Genomic DNA, 13,211 nt, shown 5'->3' on the forward strand with positions numbered 1-13,211 from the left:
TGATAATTCTTAACCCAGTTAATAAGCAATGGCCTTTGAAATTAAACTAACCCTAACCTGCCCCCGTTGCGGTAGTAGGTTAACGTTAAGGGAGTATGGTAAGTACGTTCAGTTGTACTGCAGTGAATGCGGCTTGAGTGTAGCCATAAGGAAGAGGGTGATTTTAATGAGACATGTTAACTACGATGAGGAGGTCTTGGACTGGTCAAGCGCATTGGACTTCCTGTACTCACTACTGAAGGGTAAGGCAACTGCCTCATACTAGCCATGGGCATAGTTTTATAAAGCATATGTCACTTGGGCATTGGCATGATGTATAGGCTCATAGCGGCCTCAATAGCGTTAATAATCACCTACAGCCTGATAGCGCTTAGGGGGGTTTCAAGGAGGATTGATGTACCCGCCTGGGTAGCGATGCTAATAGGGGCATCAATAATGATAGGGACTGGTGTCGTCACCCCCAGCGAGGCCTTGAGTTCAATTAACCTCAACGTCATCCTATTCCTATTCTCCCTATTCACAATAGCCTCAGCCCTTGAGGTTAGCGGCTTCCTATCCTACGTAGCCTACAGGTTAGTTTCATCAACTAGGAGGATGTACAGCCTAATAGGTAAGGTCTTCCTAACATCAGCCGTGTTAGGCATGTTCATCTCAAATGATGGCTTAGCCGCCAGCTTCACGCCAATGATAACTGAGAGCAGTAAGGTAGCTAGGAACATTGACGTTAAGCCACTCCTCTACGCACTGGCCTACGGAGTCACCATAGGCTCCGTAATGCTGCCGATAGGCAACCCGCAGAACCTCCTCATAGCCATCGAGTCGGGTATACCTAAACCCTTCATAAACTTCGTGAGGTACCTGGCAATCCCAACTTTAATCAACCTAGCCGCCACATACGCCATAATGCTCCTCCTCTTCAGGAGGAACGCCATGGATGACCTTGAGGTTAAGGGGCTTAACGTAAGGATAAGTGACCCCGCCCTATCCAACCTAGCCCTAGTGGTCCTAGCCCTAATAGTCCTAACACTGGTGTTAACCGACTTAATGGGGCTTAATCTGGATGCCGCATTGGTCGCTTTAATTGGGGCCACTGTGATTTACACATTAAGCGGTAGGAGGAATGAGGTGTTAAGTAACTTGGATTGGCAAACCATAGTGTTCTTCATAGCCCTCTTCATAGTTAGTGAGGGGGCCTACACGTCCGGTGTCTTAAGTTACCTGGCTCACCTACTACCAGCCCCAACAACACTGTGGGGCATATTCACGGCTAGTATACTACTTAGCCAGGTCATAAGCAATGTACCCATGGTTGCCCTATACCTACCACTAATGAGGGGGCTGGGCCTTGGGCCAGGCAATGTGGTTGCTTGGGTTGGTTTGGCGGCTGCAAGTACCATAGCCGGCAACTTAACCTTAATAGGGGCTGCCAGCAATATAATAATACTACAGGCTAGTGAGAAGAGGGGTGGGCCACGCCTAAGCTACCTCGAGTTCTTGATGTACGGCATACCGGTTACGCTGGTTAACGCCCTAATCTACTACGTGTACCTCAACATTATATAGGCGTGTGAATCTACGTGGACTGTTAAGTAGAATCCACGTAAGGAGTACCTATGGTAAAGTGTATAAGATGTGTTGGGTGAATCCAGCCGGTGGTGGTATGTCTAGGCGCAGTGAAATACCAACCACACCTGAGGGTTTAAGGAAGTACGTGAGGGTTATTGATGACCAAGACATATGCATTGGCTGCGGCGCCTGCGTCTCCGTATGTCCAACAAATGCGTGGGAGCTTGATGAGAACGGTAAAGCCAGGTTAATATGGGACTGGTGCATTGACGACTTCAGCTGCATACCAGTATGCCCAGTGAACTGCATATGGAAGACACCAGAGGCACCTAACACGGCTAAGCCTAAGGATAACTGGTACAGGTTCAGCCATGAATTAACTCCGGAGGAGCAGAAGGTATTCGAGGAGTGGGCTAAGAAATTCGGCATAACCGGCAAGCCAGCTAGGGCTGCTTAGAGGGGATGGTGGTTAATCAAATATCTTAAATAATCTCCTTGTTACCTAACATTGATTTAAGTTAATTCTCAGAATTGCACCTTACTTATGCATCAACTTTAAGTTAAATGTTACTAATCAGTTCCCTAAAAGACATCCACGTAACATGGCATAGGGTTATTAAGATGCCTGACCTAACCTCCCATATGAGTGGGTTCAAGTACTCCGATATTCATAAAATTATTTATCCAAGGAGACATGAAGGCATCTATAAGAATCGTGGTGATAACCCATGGGTTTCGGTTAGGATTAGGCAGGGTGTTGGTAGAGATCCCAGCAAGTGGTTCACCGATCAACTGAGGACCTTGGCCGAGGTCTCCAGGAGGTATGGTGATGGGAGGGTTATGCTTGGGACTAGAGGAGACGTGGAGATATTTAAGGTTAATTACAGGCTCTTCGATGAAGTAGTCTCTAGGCTTAAGGCCGTGAACCTAGACCCCAGGGACTCCTGTGGAAATTCCGTGCGGAACCCAATCCCATGCCCAAGCAACCACTGCCCCCTCGCCCAGGTAAACGCTGAGGCATTGTCAAAATTCATAGGTGACTACTTTAGGTATAAGGCTGAGTATGAGGGCCCATCAGCAATGCCCCATAGGTTTAAGATCTCCATATCCGCCTGTGAGAGGGCCTGCGCCATCCCAGTGGCCCAGGACGTGGGTATAGTGGCTAAGGGCCGCGACACCTTCGACGTCTACGTGGGTGGTGGTATTGGGGAACATGCCTTCTCAGCTAAATTAATGTTCTCAGGAGTTAAGGCGGAGGATCTCCTGCCAATAATAGTTGGTGCAATTGAGGTCTTTAAGAGGGAGGGTGAGAGACGTGGGTTTAAGTGGGTTGTGGCTAAGTACGGTATAGATAGGGTTAGGAGCATGATACTTGACGTTGCCGGTAAAGTTAAGCAAACACTACCGGCACCAGATCTAAGCCCAAGGTTCATCAACACCAGGTTGATTAAACTCCATTATCCCACTGGTTGGGTTGAGTCGAGCGAATTGGAGAGGATAGCTGACATTGCTGGTAAACACGGGTTAGGCTACGTCATACTCTTCAATAACCAGACCATATACGTGCCTGTGAGGGTAATGAGCAGTGAGTTAAATGATGTTGAGGTTAAGGATCCGGGGCCATTCAGCACCGAGGGTCCAACCACAGTGGCTTGCATTGGTAGTGAACTATGCCCACCTGGGCTCATTAACACAACAAGCCTCGGTTCAAGGATACATATACACCTTAAGGGCACTAATAGGCCCATTAGAATCGGCATTAGTGGGTGCACTCACGACTGTGGAATGTCGTGGGTATCCGACATAGGGCTGGAGCCATACGGCTTTAAAACTAGGATTCTCATAACCCTAGGCGGCGGTCCCACTGAGCTTGGGTATGTGGTGGGTACTATTGATCCCATGGATGCTGAGCAGGCCGTTGATCTAATACTCAACATGTATGTTGAGTCCAATAGCCAAAGTATAACCGAATTCATCAGTAGGGTTGGTGTCGATAAGGTTAGGGAGGTGCTTGCGATGAGGATACCCTCATTTAAGGCCCCGGATAAAAGCATCTCCTCAGTCTTCGGACCCAACTAATGCCATCCCTACTCACCACTAGGGTGGGAGCCTCAAGGTGCCAGGTTTATTTACTGACACAATTAACCATCTCTATGATTATTGATGCTGCACCGGCACTATCCACGGCGTTCATATGGGCTTGGGCATCTATAACTTACGGGGACTTCATGAGGAGGATTAAGCCTATTACCGTTAACTTCCTTAGAATGCTGTACGCATCCACGGCTCTCCTGATCCCGGCCATTTTGCTCAGGTTTAATGTGGGCGCAGTATGGGGTTCATTAAGTGGGTTACTGTCGCTGGCCATCGGCGACTCCCTTTATTTAATGTCGATAAACTACTCAGGCGTATCGGTGGCTGCGCCGGTATCCTACACCTACATACCCATTACCGTGCTACTGGCGACGCTGCTGGGTGAACCATTAACAGCGCTTAAGGTTGCCTCGGGCATACTAGTCGTGGTGGGTGTTTACCTGCTTTCCCACGGCGAATCGAGGGTGACCATTAGGGGTGTTTTACTGGCACTTGGTGCATCATTGGCGTGGGCCATTGGCCAAACACTGATTAAGGTCGCCGACGTCAATGGCCTAAACCCAATAACGCTGGCCTTCACCAGAGTTGCGGCAGCCTGCATAATACTCCTCATAGTTAACTACATTACGCATAATGATTTAAAGGGCGCCATCAAGTCAACCATACGCACTAGGCTACCCCTAGTGGCGATACTTGATCTGGGCATTGGTGTAGCCCTATACGCATACTCAATCGACCTAATAGGATTAGGTTTAACAGTCATAATGACCGGCAGTATGCCACTCATTGCTCAAGCCATGGCTAGCGTAATGGGTAGGGAAAGATTAACAATCAATAGGCTACTGGGCGCGGTGGTGGTAGTACTAGCCATATTGCTAATATTCCTGTAACTTATAACTTAACTTGCCTCCACCTGACTAAAGGTAAGCCTGAAGCCACCATGTATCAGCTTAACGCATCACGACTCAACTACGGCTAATGTTAATGAATTTTGAAACAATGATGAAGAGAGTTTATGCGCCTAATGCCATCCTTATTAACAGCTCTTATGAGTAATAAACATCATTGTTCTTACCATCCACGAGAAGTCTAAGAGGTGTGTCTCCCGGCTAGTGTTCTTTGCCGTTGGGTTAACGAGGACTTACCAGTCCTCCTAAAACCAAGCACCAACGTTATTGGTGAATATAAACCCTCAAGTCCCTTAAGTTTATTCAATTCCTCCTAACTATCAAATAAATCATTCTTATCCTCCTTAGGCAGTAAATCAAAAAACACTACCACCCCCGGAAGTAGCTTCCGTCCCCAGAAGCTTAAAAACTAATGTTGCCGTGAAGCATGACGGCTATGACAACAACAGCAAGCCTCGCCCTTTAGGGCGGGGTCACCCCACTACGTGGGGTCTTATGCGTCAGGTTATAAGTTCCAGTTTTGCATGGGTGTTTGGTGCTTGGGTTGGTGCCTCCGGGAGGGGGTTTACTTCTCTTCATCAGATGGGTCGGTGGGGCGATACCCCACCCTCACCACCACCCCAAGAACAAAACCACCAACCCCGCAGAGGGAGTAACTGACGAGACCCCCACAATGAAAAACCCCGCCTCCCCGAGACGGGAAGGGGGTCATTTAAACTCCTGAACCTTGTCGAAACTTGAGATACTTTTGCTTAGCCTTTCGTAAAGCTCAATGTGAAGGTGGAGAGCAGTAGGAGTGTTGAGGATATAGAGGAGAATGCTGATTACAGTTACTGGGTCTCTAAGGTAAGCGAGTTGAAGAGTAAATATGGAGTTAAGTGAGGGCAAACCCCACTGCGTGCAATGCCAAGTTTATAAAACAATGTAAACCACTTAACCAATGAACGAGTACAGGTTTAAGCCCATTGGGATTGTTGAAGTTGGTTTCCCAAGGCCTAACGATCCTGAGAGGGGTCGCTATGGAAGTAGGTATGAGTTCGTGGGGGTCATTAGGGTTTACGATGAGTATACAGATGGTCTACTAGGCCTTGGCGAATACTCGCACGTAATACTAATCTACGTGCTCCATGAGGCTAGGGAGGTATCGCTAAGGGTTAGGTTGAAGGGTTTTGATAGGGAGGTTGGCGTATTCGCCACCAGGCATCCCACAAGGCCTAATCCCATTGGTCTATCCATCCTAGAACTCGTTAAACTTGACCCACCTAGGCTTTGGCTTAGGGGCCTTGACGCGTGGACAGGTACGCCAGTGCTTGATATTAAGCCGTACGATTACTATGACGTTGTTAAGAGGCCAAGGGTGCCTAGGGAGTTTGAGGAGGAGTGGTTGAGGAGTTACGTGGAGAAGGGGTACGGTGTGCATGCACCTTGGATGGGTCCATGTTAACGATCCCTCAAGTTTATTTCAAAAGTAAAGCCATCTCAAGGCGCAGTGATGCCTCAGGTCACTTGAAGGGTGGGTGGACTGCTTAATGGGGAGAGTAGTTACCATTACCATTGGGGATTGGGTGCAGGTAACTTGGGTAATGTTAAAGCTCCAAGGGTCCATTAACCATGTGCAGGCTACTGGTGTTAGGCGAAGTGTCCACTTTGATAGTGGCGCTGTCTCAGCGTTGGCATCCTCATACGTGGCATCCCTAATCACAGTACTGATCCTGGGTCCAGTAAACCTAGTTAGGTTGATCCTGGTGGCTGGCCTATTTGCGCTTAATATCACTAGTCTAACTAGGGTTCACCTCAGGTTGGTGTCAAGGCCCAGGTTAACGGACTACGCACTCTTCACGGTTAACGTAGTACCTTACGCATACCTCCTCTACCCAAGGCCACCGGCATGGTTAACGATATCTGTGGCGCCACTGGTGTTATTCATGCTTGAGGTGGCTAAGGGGAGGGGTAGGGGTGCCTTAGCTAACGTTGCCGGCACGGTGCTTATCGCCTCAGTTTACCTACCATTCTACGCCCTAATGGGTGGAACAGTGTCAATGCCCGTGCTTTATGCAGCCTTAACCTGGGTGGCCTATCACGCCTTCTCCGCAGTTTACGTTGAGGGTAAGCTACCCTTTAGAAGCGTTAAGCCTTGGTTATCCAGCGTACTATGGTTCACGGTTACGCCTCCTCTGGCTGCATTAGCCATCACCCACCTTAACTGGTACTTCACAATACCCCTCATAGAGCCTAGCATAAGGGCAATTCACGCATTGGGCGAGGGCAAGATTGATAGGAATGAGTTAAGGGTTAGGATTAGGAGGATTGGCTTCGGTTCCTTAGCCGAATCACTGGCACTGGTTGTAACTCTGCTTGCATTGATCGCGCTCTATGGACACTAGGCATTACGGGCTTGAGGGTCGGTAATGCGTATTAAAACCTCTGTGGTATCTTTCTTACCAGTGCATAATTCAAAGCATTAATATTAAAGCACCATGTATGTGATTATAGCTAGTATTATGGCTAATTCGAAGGATTCGTAAACACCGTAGTACCTCAATGAACTAGGGCTGGCGTAACTGGCTAAGTAACCCCTCAGGTACATGTAAGTGCCGATTAGGTGGGTAATGAGCATTATTATTACCAATACGGTAAGCCAAATTGGCAATATGGATAGCATCAATGTTGTGAGTGAAAGGTAGTAGAGAGATTCGTAAATGGAAACGTAAACACCAATCCCCCTCGGCACAGTTAACCCTCTAAAGCCCAGGTAGGCACCAGCCGCATGGATCAGCACCATAACCACCGACGCCGCCAGCATAATGAGTGCTGGTAAGGTAAGCATAGGTGGATTAGCCCGAAACCCCTATATATGCTAAACCTAAGTTACCTAGCCCATTACCAGTATGGTAACGCCACATAATATTATCTTCATAGAGGTAACTAAAGATAATTATATTTTAATGTTATTTTTACCCTAATTTTTCATGTATTGGTACTTATCACTGCAACAGATGTTGGGTAAACATCAACAGTGACACTTATTGGACTAGGTGAATTAAAGCAACCAAAGAAATTGCCGAATAGGGCTGTGGAATTTATTGTTTCGTATAATGGCGGATACCCACCTGATAGGTTCGGGTTTAGTTGGAAGATGTCGGCAGGCACTAGTGTATAAGTTGTTTCAGTTGATGGATTGTTAAAGGTCCACGTCAATTCATCCTGCCCCTCAGCTGGGAAGCTAAGGTAGTTCCAATCGACCGAGCCCTGAGTTATTGTCTCACTTACAGCAACGTAAACTCCACTTCCGACACCTATTTGATAACTTATTGTGACTTGGTTACTTGACGCTCCAGTTGGTGCCGAATCAAATAGTACCTGCCCGGGCCATATGGAGGTATAGCCATTAATCGCCTCATTAGCTTGACATGGAGTAAATGGTGGAGATAGATCATGGGGATTAAACCCTGTTATATCATGCTTTACCAGGTTTAGGAAGAAGTAATAATTATTTGCTGTAGTGTAGTAGAAATCAACTCTAAGGGCTTGCTGGCCCGCCAGGTTACCGTACCAATCGTAGGTATTTGTTGCATACCAGCCAACATACCCAACGTAGTTAAAGCCCTGTATATTAACTGACAGTGATGACCCAGATTGCTGGAATAGCGCCTTGGCAGTATTCATCGCCAGTGATGGTACTAGCGCGTAGAGTGGTAGGTTGGTTTTAATTAATGCATTGTTGTGGTTCTTCCAAATACTTAACACGATGTACGTGATGTTTGTTAGTGGGGTGTTTACATAAACCTCCCAGATAGTGGGGTATCTCGTTGCGTTGCGTATCGGTATCACCGCTATTCCAAGTGCAACAACGTTTACGGGCAGTTCTGGCCTTAACTGCTTACCATTACCAGTGGGTATCCCTACTATTAAAGCCGCCTTACTGGTTATGAAATTGCCCACAACCATGAGTAATGAGTTACCTGCGTCAGGCCCTACGGCAACCATGGGTAAGCCCCTCTGCATGGCATTAATTATTACTCCCCTGTACCTATTACCTAAATTCTCTAACCAATCACTGCTAATTACTAGGATACTGCACCTAACAATTGACTGATTACTTATACCTATGGTGACCGTGTAAGGCACACCAACCCTACCTAAACCAGTCGTTAAATTGCCTATATACGGGTTCGTGGCATAGCCCACTATGCACACGGTTGGTATAGGGACACCACTAAGGAGCTCCTCAATACTGTACGTACCCACTGACCCATGGTAATGAACTCTAGGCAAAATTACGAGCATTGCAGTGATTACTGCGGTAACCACTAAAGCGAGTACCATATATCTAGTTTTAACCATATTAAAGGTACCTATCACTGGGCTTTTTTTAACTCGTTTGTTCATTTAAAACACATAACTGCCATGTGATAATTATGAACTAAGTCATGCAATGAAGAGAAACGTTGTCACGAAATAGCCAAAGAATTTTCCCCTGATTTAATGTGAGATTTCTAAATTATACGATGATTACTCTCAATGATGAGACGTAACTACTGAGTAATGGTTATTATGGCATATCCTTTATGCCGCATAGGCATGGGCATAGGAACGTGGTTGTTGCACCGATAGTCATGGTCATAGCCTTCACGTTCCTGTTTAATATGCCACTTAGTGTTTGTGATTTAGCAGTCTTTATGGGATTTCTTATTCATGAGTTGATGCATAGGAGGTTACCAGGAGGTTGGGTTACATAGCTTACCTCAGAGCTTAGTTCAATGAATTCTTCATGGTGGCCATCCCTAGCGTCACCGCTATTGGCTTAAAGGTTTGGGTTACTTAACATGTAATGATGAGTTTAAGATTGCGCTGACAGCACCAGCTAATAACATGGTCTTTGCCGTGATTCTCCTACCTCTCTCGCTAGATTAACCGGCCTTAGGCTATTGTCCACCCACCATCAATAACAATCACGGCGCCATTGATGTAACTGGCCTCATCAGAGACTAGGAATGCGACGGCTGAGGCTACATCATCAGGTTTACCAAGCCTACCGGCTGGTATTACTTTTACGAGCATCTTAACCTGCTCCTCATTTACGCCTTGGCTGACGCCAGGTGTTTGAATGGCACCAGGGGCTATCGCATTAACTGTAATACCATAAGGTGCTAGCTCAAGTGCGAGGGCACGTGTGAAACCAACAATACCAGCCTTTGATGCGCTATAGTGGGTTAGGCCTATGAAACCCTTGACGACGCCGGCTATTGATGCTATGTTTATTATCCTACCATACCTCTGCTTAACCATGTAAGGCACCACGGCTTTGGTTACGTAGAAAGTCCCATTAAGATTAACATTAATGACCCTGCCCCAATCCTCAATGGTCATATCTAGGAATGATTTAAATGGATAAATGCCAGCATTATTAACAAGAATGTCCACCCTCCCGTATGCTTCATAAACTCCCCTGGCAACCTCCTCAGCTGACTTAGGGTCAGTAACATCAAGTCTAAGCGCCATCCCCTTCCCACCCATTGACTCAACCTCATTAATGGTTTCTCTCTCCTTTCCTGTAATATCAGTGGCAACCACTATAGCCCCCTCCTTAGCCAGGGCAATGGCAATACCCTTACCTATGCCCTGACCAGCCCCAGTAATTATGGCTACCTTACCTGTTAGTTTAGCCATAATTTGCTTGTTGCTTATTGATTCTTAAACTTTACTATTATTCATCTTACCTATGAAAACATTAATGCAATAATTTATAAGAGATCCTTTAATTAACATTCCACAGATACGCCTTTACCTTTCATTTCCTAAAAATAAGAAGTCCATTAAAGTAATCCTTACCTTTACCGCATGTGGATCATGAACTGGTATGATATTTAACCTTGTTAAGGCCTATTATGAAGAAGACAATTGATATCACTATTACTGTACTAAAATACGCCATTAAAGTTACCATGAATAATATACCTGTTACTGTTAACAATTCATAGAGTATGTAATTTAGATATAGGGTGAGGGAATCAGCGTATGTATGGGCGATAATGGTTGCGGCTAAGCCCCTTAAGCCCCTCCCATTAGCCTGCATGGCTCTTAGAAACATTGATGCACCTGGGTGGAATAGAAATGAGACTAATGGTTGAACGGCAATGCCAACGTACTGGATGGTCAACAATGCCTGAAGTTGATTTTTAAAGGGTACGATGGGTAAACCCATGCGTGCTACCGCTAAGATGCTAACTAGGCTGAGCACACCCACGGCAATGTCGATGAGGGCGAAGCCGTAGCCTATGTATAGTGCTGAGGCTGGTTCCCTGTCCTTAACGGCGAAGTACCTTGCAATCTCCTGGCATATACCGGCCATTAAGCCATAGTACAGTATGAGCCATGGTATGTAGGGCTTCAGTAAACTAAGCAGCAGGGAATTAATCTCCGTGATGCTCTTAACACTTAATATTAACGGCAACTCCCTAATCAATATTACTAATCCTGGGATCTGCTGGAGCACGTATTGAATGATGATGGCTAGTAGCATGTAGCCCACGCCGATGAAGACCCAGCCCCTATTACCCCTCCACAATGCTCTATTAAAGGCCACGTAGGCCGCTATTGATGCGGCTACCCAGTAAACAACTGCAATAGCCAGTGCTGAGGCCGCTGAGACTGAGCTGATGACGCTGGGCATAATTTTACCTTACTCCATTACCACACGGCTACTTCCCTGTTCAGGCTCCACCACGACTGCTGTGCCGTATGCTATTATCTCGTCCATGTACTCGCTTATTTCGTTTGAATCAAGCCTGAAGCTTATCACTGCATTTGCCCCAAGCTCCTTGGCATGCTTAATCATCCTCTCTATAGCCTGCCTCCTAGCCTGCTCAGCAAGTTCCGTGAATTCTTGAATCTCCCCACCAACCAGTGACCTGAGTCCGGCCAGAAATCTGCCGCCAAGCCCCCTTGACCTAACCGTGATGCCTAGCGCAATGCCAATTACCTTAACCACCCTGTAGCCTGGTATGTAGGGTGCTGTTGCAACGATTACATCACCCTCCCTAATGGCCATATTAATATTTCATGGCATTACCTTTTAAGTATTTATGCAGTTAACTTAGTTAAATCCATAGTGGGCATAACCAGTTATTTACGTTGACTCAGCGTGAGACAAGGTTCGTCACCGTTCCGTTGCTGCCACGCATCATCACTAGCCAGTTGGTATCTGTTGGAATGCTTAATAACCCTTATGCTGCATACATCACACATGATTAATTACGATTCAGGTCTACCGTATGTCTCTTATGTAACCTAAGATTTATAGATCCCTAAACAGCCACAATGAAATTGGTTAATTGTAAGATTGTAGTTAATTTAGCCCTAAGGAGAGGTTAAGATGCTTAAGCTTACCCTCAGGGCCCTCCTTACTTTCAATAATAGCCTTTGTCAAGGCTCTTAGGTAGAGATCTTGCTTAGTCCCTCTTGCTCTAAGCCTAAGAGGTGATGTGTTAAGTCGGTATGGTAAGCTTAAATCCTGTTTATCTCAGGCCTAACCCAATACCCTTCACCTTAATTAGGACGTTGCTTGTACGTTTAATGGCCTCTATCTCCGTCTTTATGAACATCTTGACGACCTCTATGTTTGTTGATAGGTGGGAGGTTAGGTTGGCCACTGTGTATTGGGATTCACCGTTAGCTAGGGCTAGGAATGGGACCAGCATATCCCCCATGTGGTCATCGAAGGCTGCGCCGGCCTTAATCACCGCAGCTAACCCCTCAGCCGCCTCCCTACCCACAGTCTCAGCTGGCTTACCACGCTCACCCAGTGCATCTGAGCCTATCCTCTGTCCATTGGTTGACTCAGCCCACAGTGTTATGCCTGAGCCTGGGCCCAGGTGTGGGTCACTGCCCTGCTCATAGTATTCAAGCGTTATTTTAGGGCTTAAACCCAATTGAGCTAGGTACTCCTCAGCCGCCTTGGCTTGCCTAACCGCAACATGGCTTGGTAGCCTAACGGCGTGTGATATACCCCAAACGCCCCTTAACTCGCCCAGTTCAGTTATCCTGATGGGCCTTAACTTGGCTGCGGGCTCAACAGTCACCTTAACTCTACCACCACCCCTTGGGTAGTGGCCCCTCCTCATGACCTCAATGTTGAGCCTGGGTCCCATTAAGGATAGGTTGTGGGCTAGGACATGGCGCATGTAGTCTATTGGAGGTGCCTTGGGTACGTCAGTGCCGCCCGTTATCTCCAATGTGACCCTATTGCAATTAGCAATTACCAATACGGGTAGTAGCGTCTGGAGGACTAGGCTGATGCTGCCCGCGGTCCCTATGTCAATGGTGTAGTCACCGCACTTAACGCTGTGGGGTTCGAAGGTTATGCTTGTTGAACCCCTATAGGCACCGTCAACCCTAGCCCCACTGACCTTAGCAGCAGCCATGACGCTTGTTAGGTGTTGTTGCTGCAGCCCTGGGTTACTCCTCCTAGCCCTTATGTTAATCATCCTGAAGGGCTCACCTGTGACTATGGATAAAGCCAGCGCCGTCCTCAGTATCTGCCCACCACCCTCACCCATTGAGCCATCTATGGTTATCACGCCGCATCACCACATGGTTCAGGTTGACCTAAGCTAATATTAACTTTACTGCATTAGCATCAAA

At 46.9% G+C, this 13,211-nt stretch carries 13 protein-coding genes; 7 read left to right on the top strand and 6 right to left on the bottom strand.

The genetic code is table 11. The features are described from left to right. The first annotated feature begins 28 nt into the window (after nucleotides 1–28). From AAX04_RS00175 to AAX04_RS00210, 7 genes are all read left to right on the top strand, one after another. Complete coding sequence (locus tag AAX04_RS00175; RefSeq protein WP_066792577.1) at nucleotides 29–265, top strand: hypothetical protein; 237 nt, start codon at nucleotides 29–31, stop codon at nucleotides 263–265. Between the two features lie 44 nt (nucleotides 266–309). Then, nucleotides 310–1,563, top strand: coding sequence for an SLC13 family permease (locus AAX04_RS00180; protein WP_066792579.1), 1,254 nt, complete (start codon nucleotides 310–312; stop codon nucleotides 1,561–1,563). Nucleotides 1,564–1,660: 97 nt separating this feature from the next. Next, on the top strand, nucleotides 1,661–2,023 hold the full coding sequence (locus AAX04_RS00185) for a 4Fe-4S binding protein (protein ID WP_066792581.1): 363 nt from the start codon (nucleotides 1,661–1,663) through the stop codon (nucleotides 2,021–2,023). A 185-nt stretch (nucleotides 2,024–2,208) separates the two neighbouring features. Next, a complete protein-coding gene (locus tag AAX04_RS00190; RefSeq protein ID WP_066792583.1) occupies nucleotides 2,209–3,645 on the top strand; it encodes a nitrite reductase in 1,437 nt (478 codons plus the stop codon). A gap of 74 nt (nucleotides 3,646–3,719) precedes the next feature. Continuing rightward, nucleotides 3,720–4,550 carry a DMT family transporter gene (locus tag AAX04_RS00195; protein WP_066792698.1) on the top strand — a complete coding sequence of 277 codons (831 nt, stop codon included), beginning with the start codon at nucleotides 3,720–3,722 and terminating at the stop codon, nucleotides 4,548–4,550. Nucleotides 4,551–5,508: 958 nt separating this feature from the next. After that, nucleotides 5,509–6,012, top strand: coding sequence for a tRNA (N6-threonylcarbamoyladenosine(37)-N6)-methyltransferase TrmO (gene tsaA / locus AAX04_RS00205; protein ID WP_066792586.1), 504 nt, complete (start codon nucleotides 5,509–5,511; stop codon nucleotides 6,010–6,012). A gap of 169 nt (nucleotides 6,013–6,181) precedes the next feature. Then, nucleotides 6,182–6,952, top strand: coding sequence for a hypothetical protein (locus AAX04_RS00210; RefSeq protein WP_066792588.1), 771 nt, complete (start codon nucleotides 6,182–6,184; stop codon nucleotides 6,950–6,952). A gap of 83 nt (nucleotides 6,953–7,035) precedes the next feature. Here AAX04_RS00210 and AAX04_RS00215 read toward each other — a convergent pair whose 3' ends face one another. The 6 genes from AAX04_RS00215 to rtcA form a co-directional block, all read right to left on the bottom strand. Beyond that, entirely contained in the window at nucleotides 7,036–7,395 is a 360-nt protein-coding gene (locus AAX04_RS00215) for a hypothetical protein (RefSeq protein WP_066792590.1), read from the bottom strand. Between the two features lie 140 nt (nucleotides 7,396–7,535). Further along, nucleotides 7,536–8,879 carry a hypothetical protein gene (locus AAX04_RS00220; protein ID WP_066792591.1) on the bottom strand — a complete coding sequence of 448 codons (1,344 nt, stop codon included), beginning with the start codon at nucleotides 8,877–8,879 and terminating at the stop codon, nucleotides 7,536–7,538. Nucleotides 8,880–9,488: 609 nt separating this feature from the next. After that, complete coding sequence (locus tag AAX04_RS00225; protein WP_066792593.1) at nucleotides 9,489–10,238, bottom strand: SDR family NAD(P)-dependent oxidoreductase; 750 nt, start codon at nucleotides 10,236–10,238, stop codon at nucleotides 9,489–9,491. A gap of 178 nt (nucleotides 10,239–10,416) precedes the next feature. Further along, nucleotides 10,417–11,241: a YhfC family intramembrane metalloprotease gene (locus AAX04_RS00230; RefSeq protein ID WP_066792595.1), complete on the bottom strand. Its 825-nt coding sequence runs from the start codon at nucleotides 11,239–11,241 to the stop codon at nucleotides 10,417–10,419. Nucleotides 11,242–11,250: 9 nt separating this feature from the next. Beyond that, nucleotides 11,251–11,619 (bottom strand): heavy metal-binding domain-containing protein, encoded by a 369-nt coding sequence (locus AAX04_RS00235; protein WP_066792597.1) that lies wholly within the window; start codon nucleotides 11,617–11,619, stop codon nucleotides 11,251–11,253. A 466-nt stretch (nucleotides 11,620–12,085) separates the two neighbouring features. Beyond that, complete coding sequence (rtcA, locus tag AAX04_RS00240; RefSeq protein ID WP_084761102.1) at nucleotides 12,086–13,147, bottom strand: RNA 3'-terminal phosphate cyclase; 1,062 nt, start codon at nucleotides 13,145–13,147, stop codon at nucleotides 12,086–12,088. Between the last annotated feature and the right edge of the window lie 64 nt (nucleotides 13,148–13,211).

It is taken from the genome of Caldivirga sp. MU80 (assembly GCF_001663375.1).
Lineage (GTDB): Archaea > Thermoproteota > Thermoprotei > Thermoproteales > Thermocladiaceae > Caldivirga.

Bases quoted from the DNA above. Each gene is read 5' to 3' on its own strand.
- AAX04_RS00185 (WP_066792581.1), top strand. From the start codon at position 1,661: ATGTCTAGGCGCAGTGAAATACCAACCACACCTGAGGGTTTAAGGAAG.
- AAX04_RS00180 (WP_066792579.1), top strand. From the start codon at position 310: ATGATGTATAGGCTCATAGCGGCCTCAATAGCGTTAATAATCACCTAC.
- AAX04_RS00225 (WP_066792593.1), bottom strand. From the start codon at position 10,238: ATGGCTAAACTAACAGGTAAGGTAGCCATAATTACTGGGGCTGGTCAG.
- AAX04_RS00215 (WP_066792590.1), bottom strand. From the start codon at position 7,395: ATGCTTACCTTACCAGCACTCATTATGCTGGCGGCGTCGGTGGTTATG.
- AAX04_RS00190 (WP_066792583.1), top strand. From the start codon at position 2,209: ATGAGTGGGTTCAAGTACTCCGATATTCATAAAATTATTTATCCAAGG.
- AAX04_RS00195 (WP_066792698.1), top strand. From the start codon at position 3,720: ATGATTATTGATGCTGCACCGGCACTATCCACGGCGTTCATATGGGCT.
- AAX04_RS00235 (WP_066792597.1), bottom strand. From the start codon at position 11,619: ATGGCCATTAGGGAGGGTGATGTAATCGTTGCAACAGCACCCTACATA.
- AAX04_RS00230 (WP_066792595.1), bottom strand. From the start codon at position 11,241: ATGCCCAGCGTCATCAGCTCAGTCTCAGCGGCCTCAGCACTGGCTATT.
- AAX04_RS00175 (WP_066792577.1), top strand. From the start codon at position 29: ATGGCCTTTGAAATTAAACTAACCCTAACCTGCCCCCGTTGCGGTAGT.
- tsaA (WP_066792586.1), top strand. From the start codon at position 5,509: ATGAACGAGTACAGGTTTAAGCCCATTGGGATTGTTGAAGTTGGTTTC.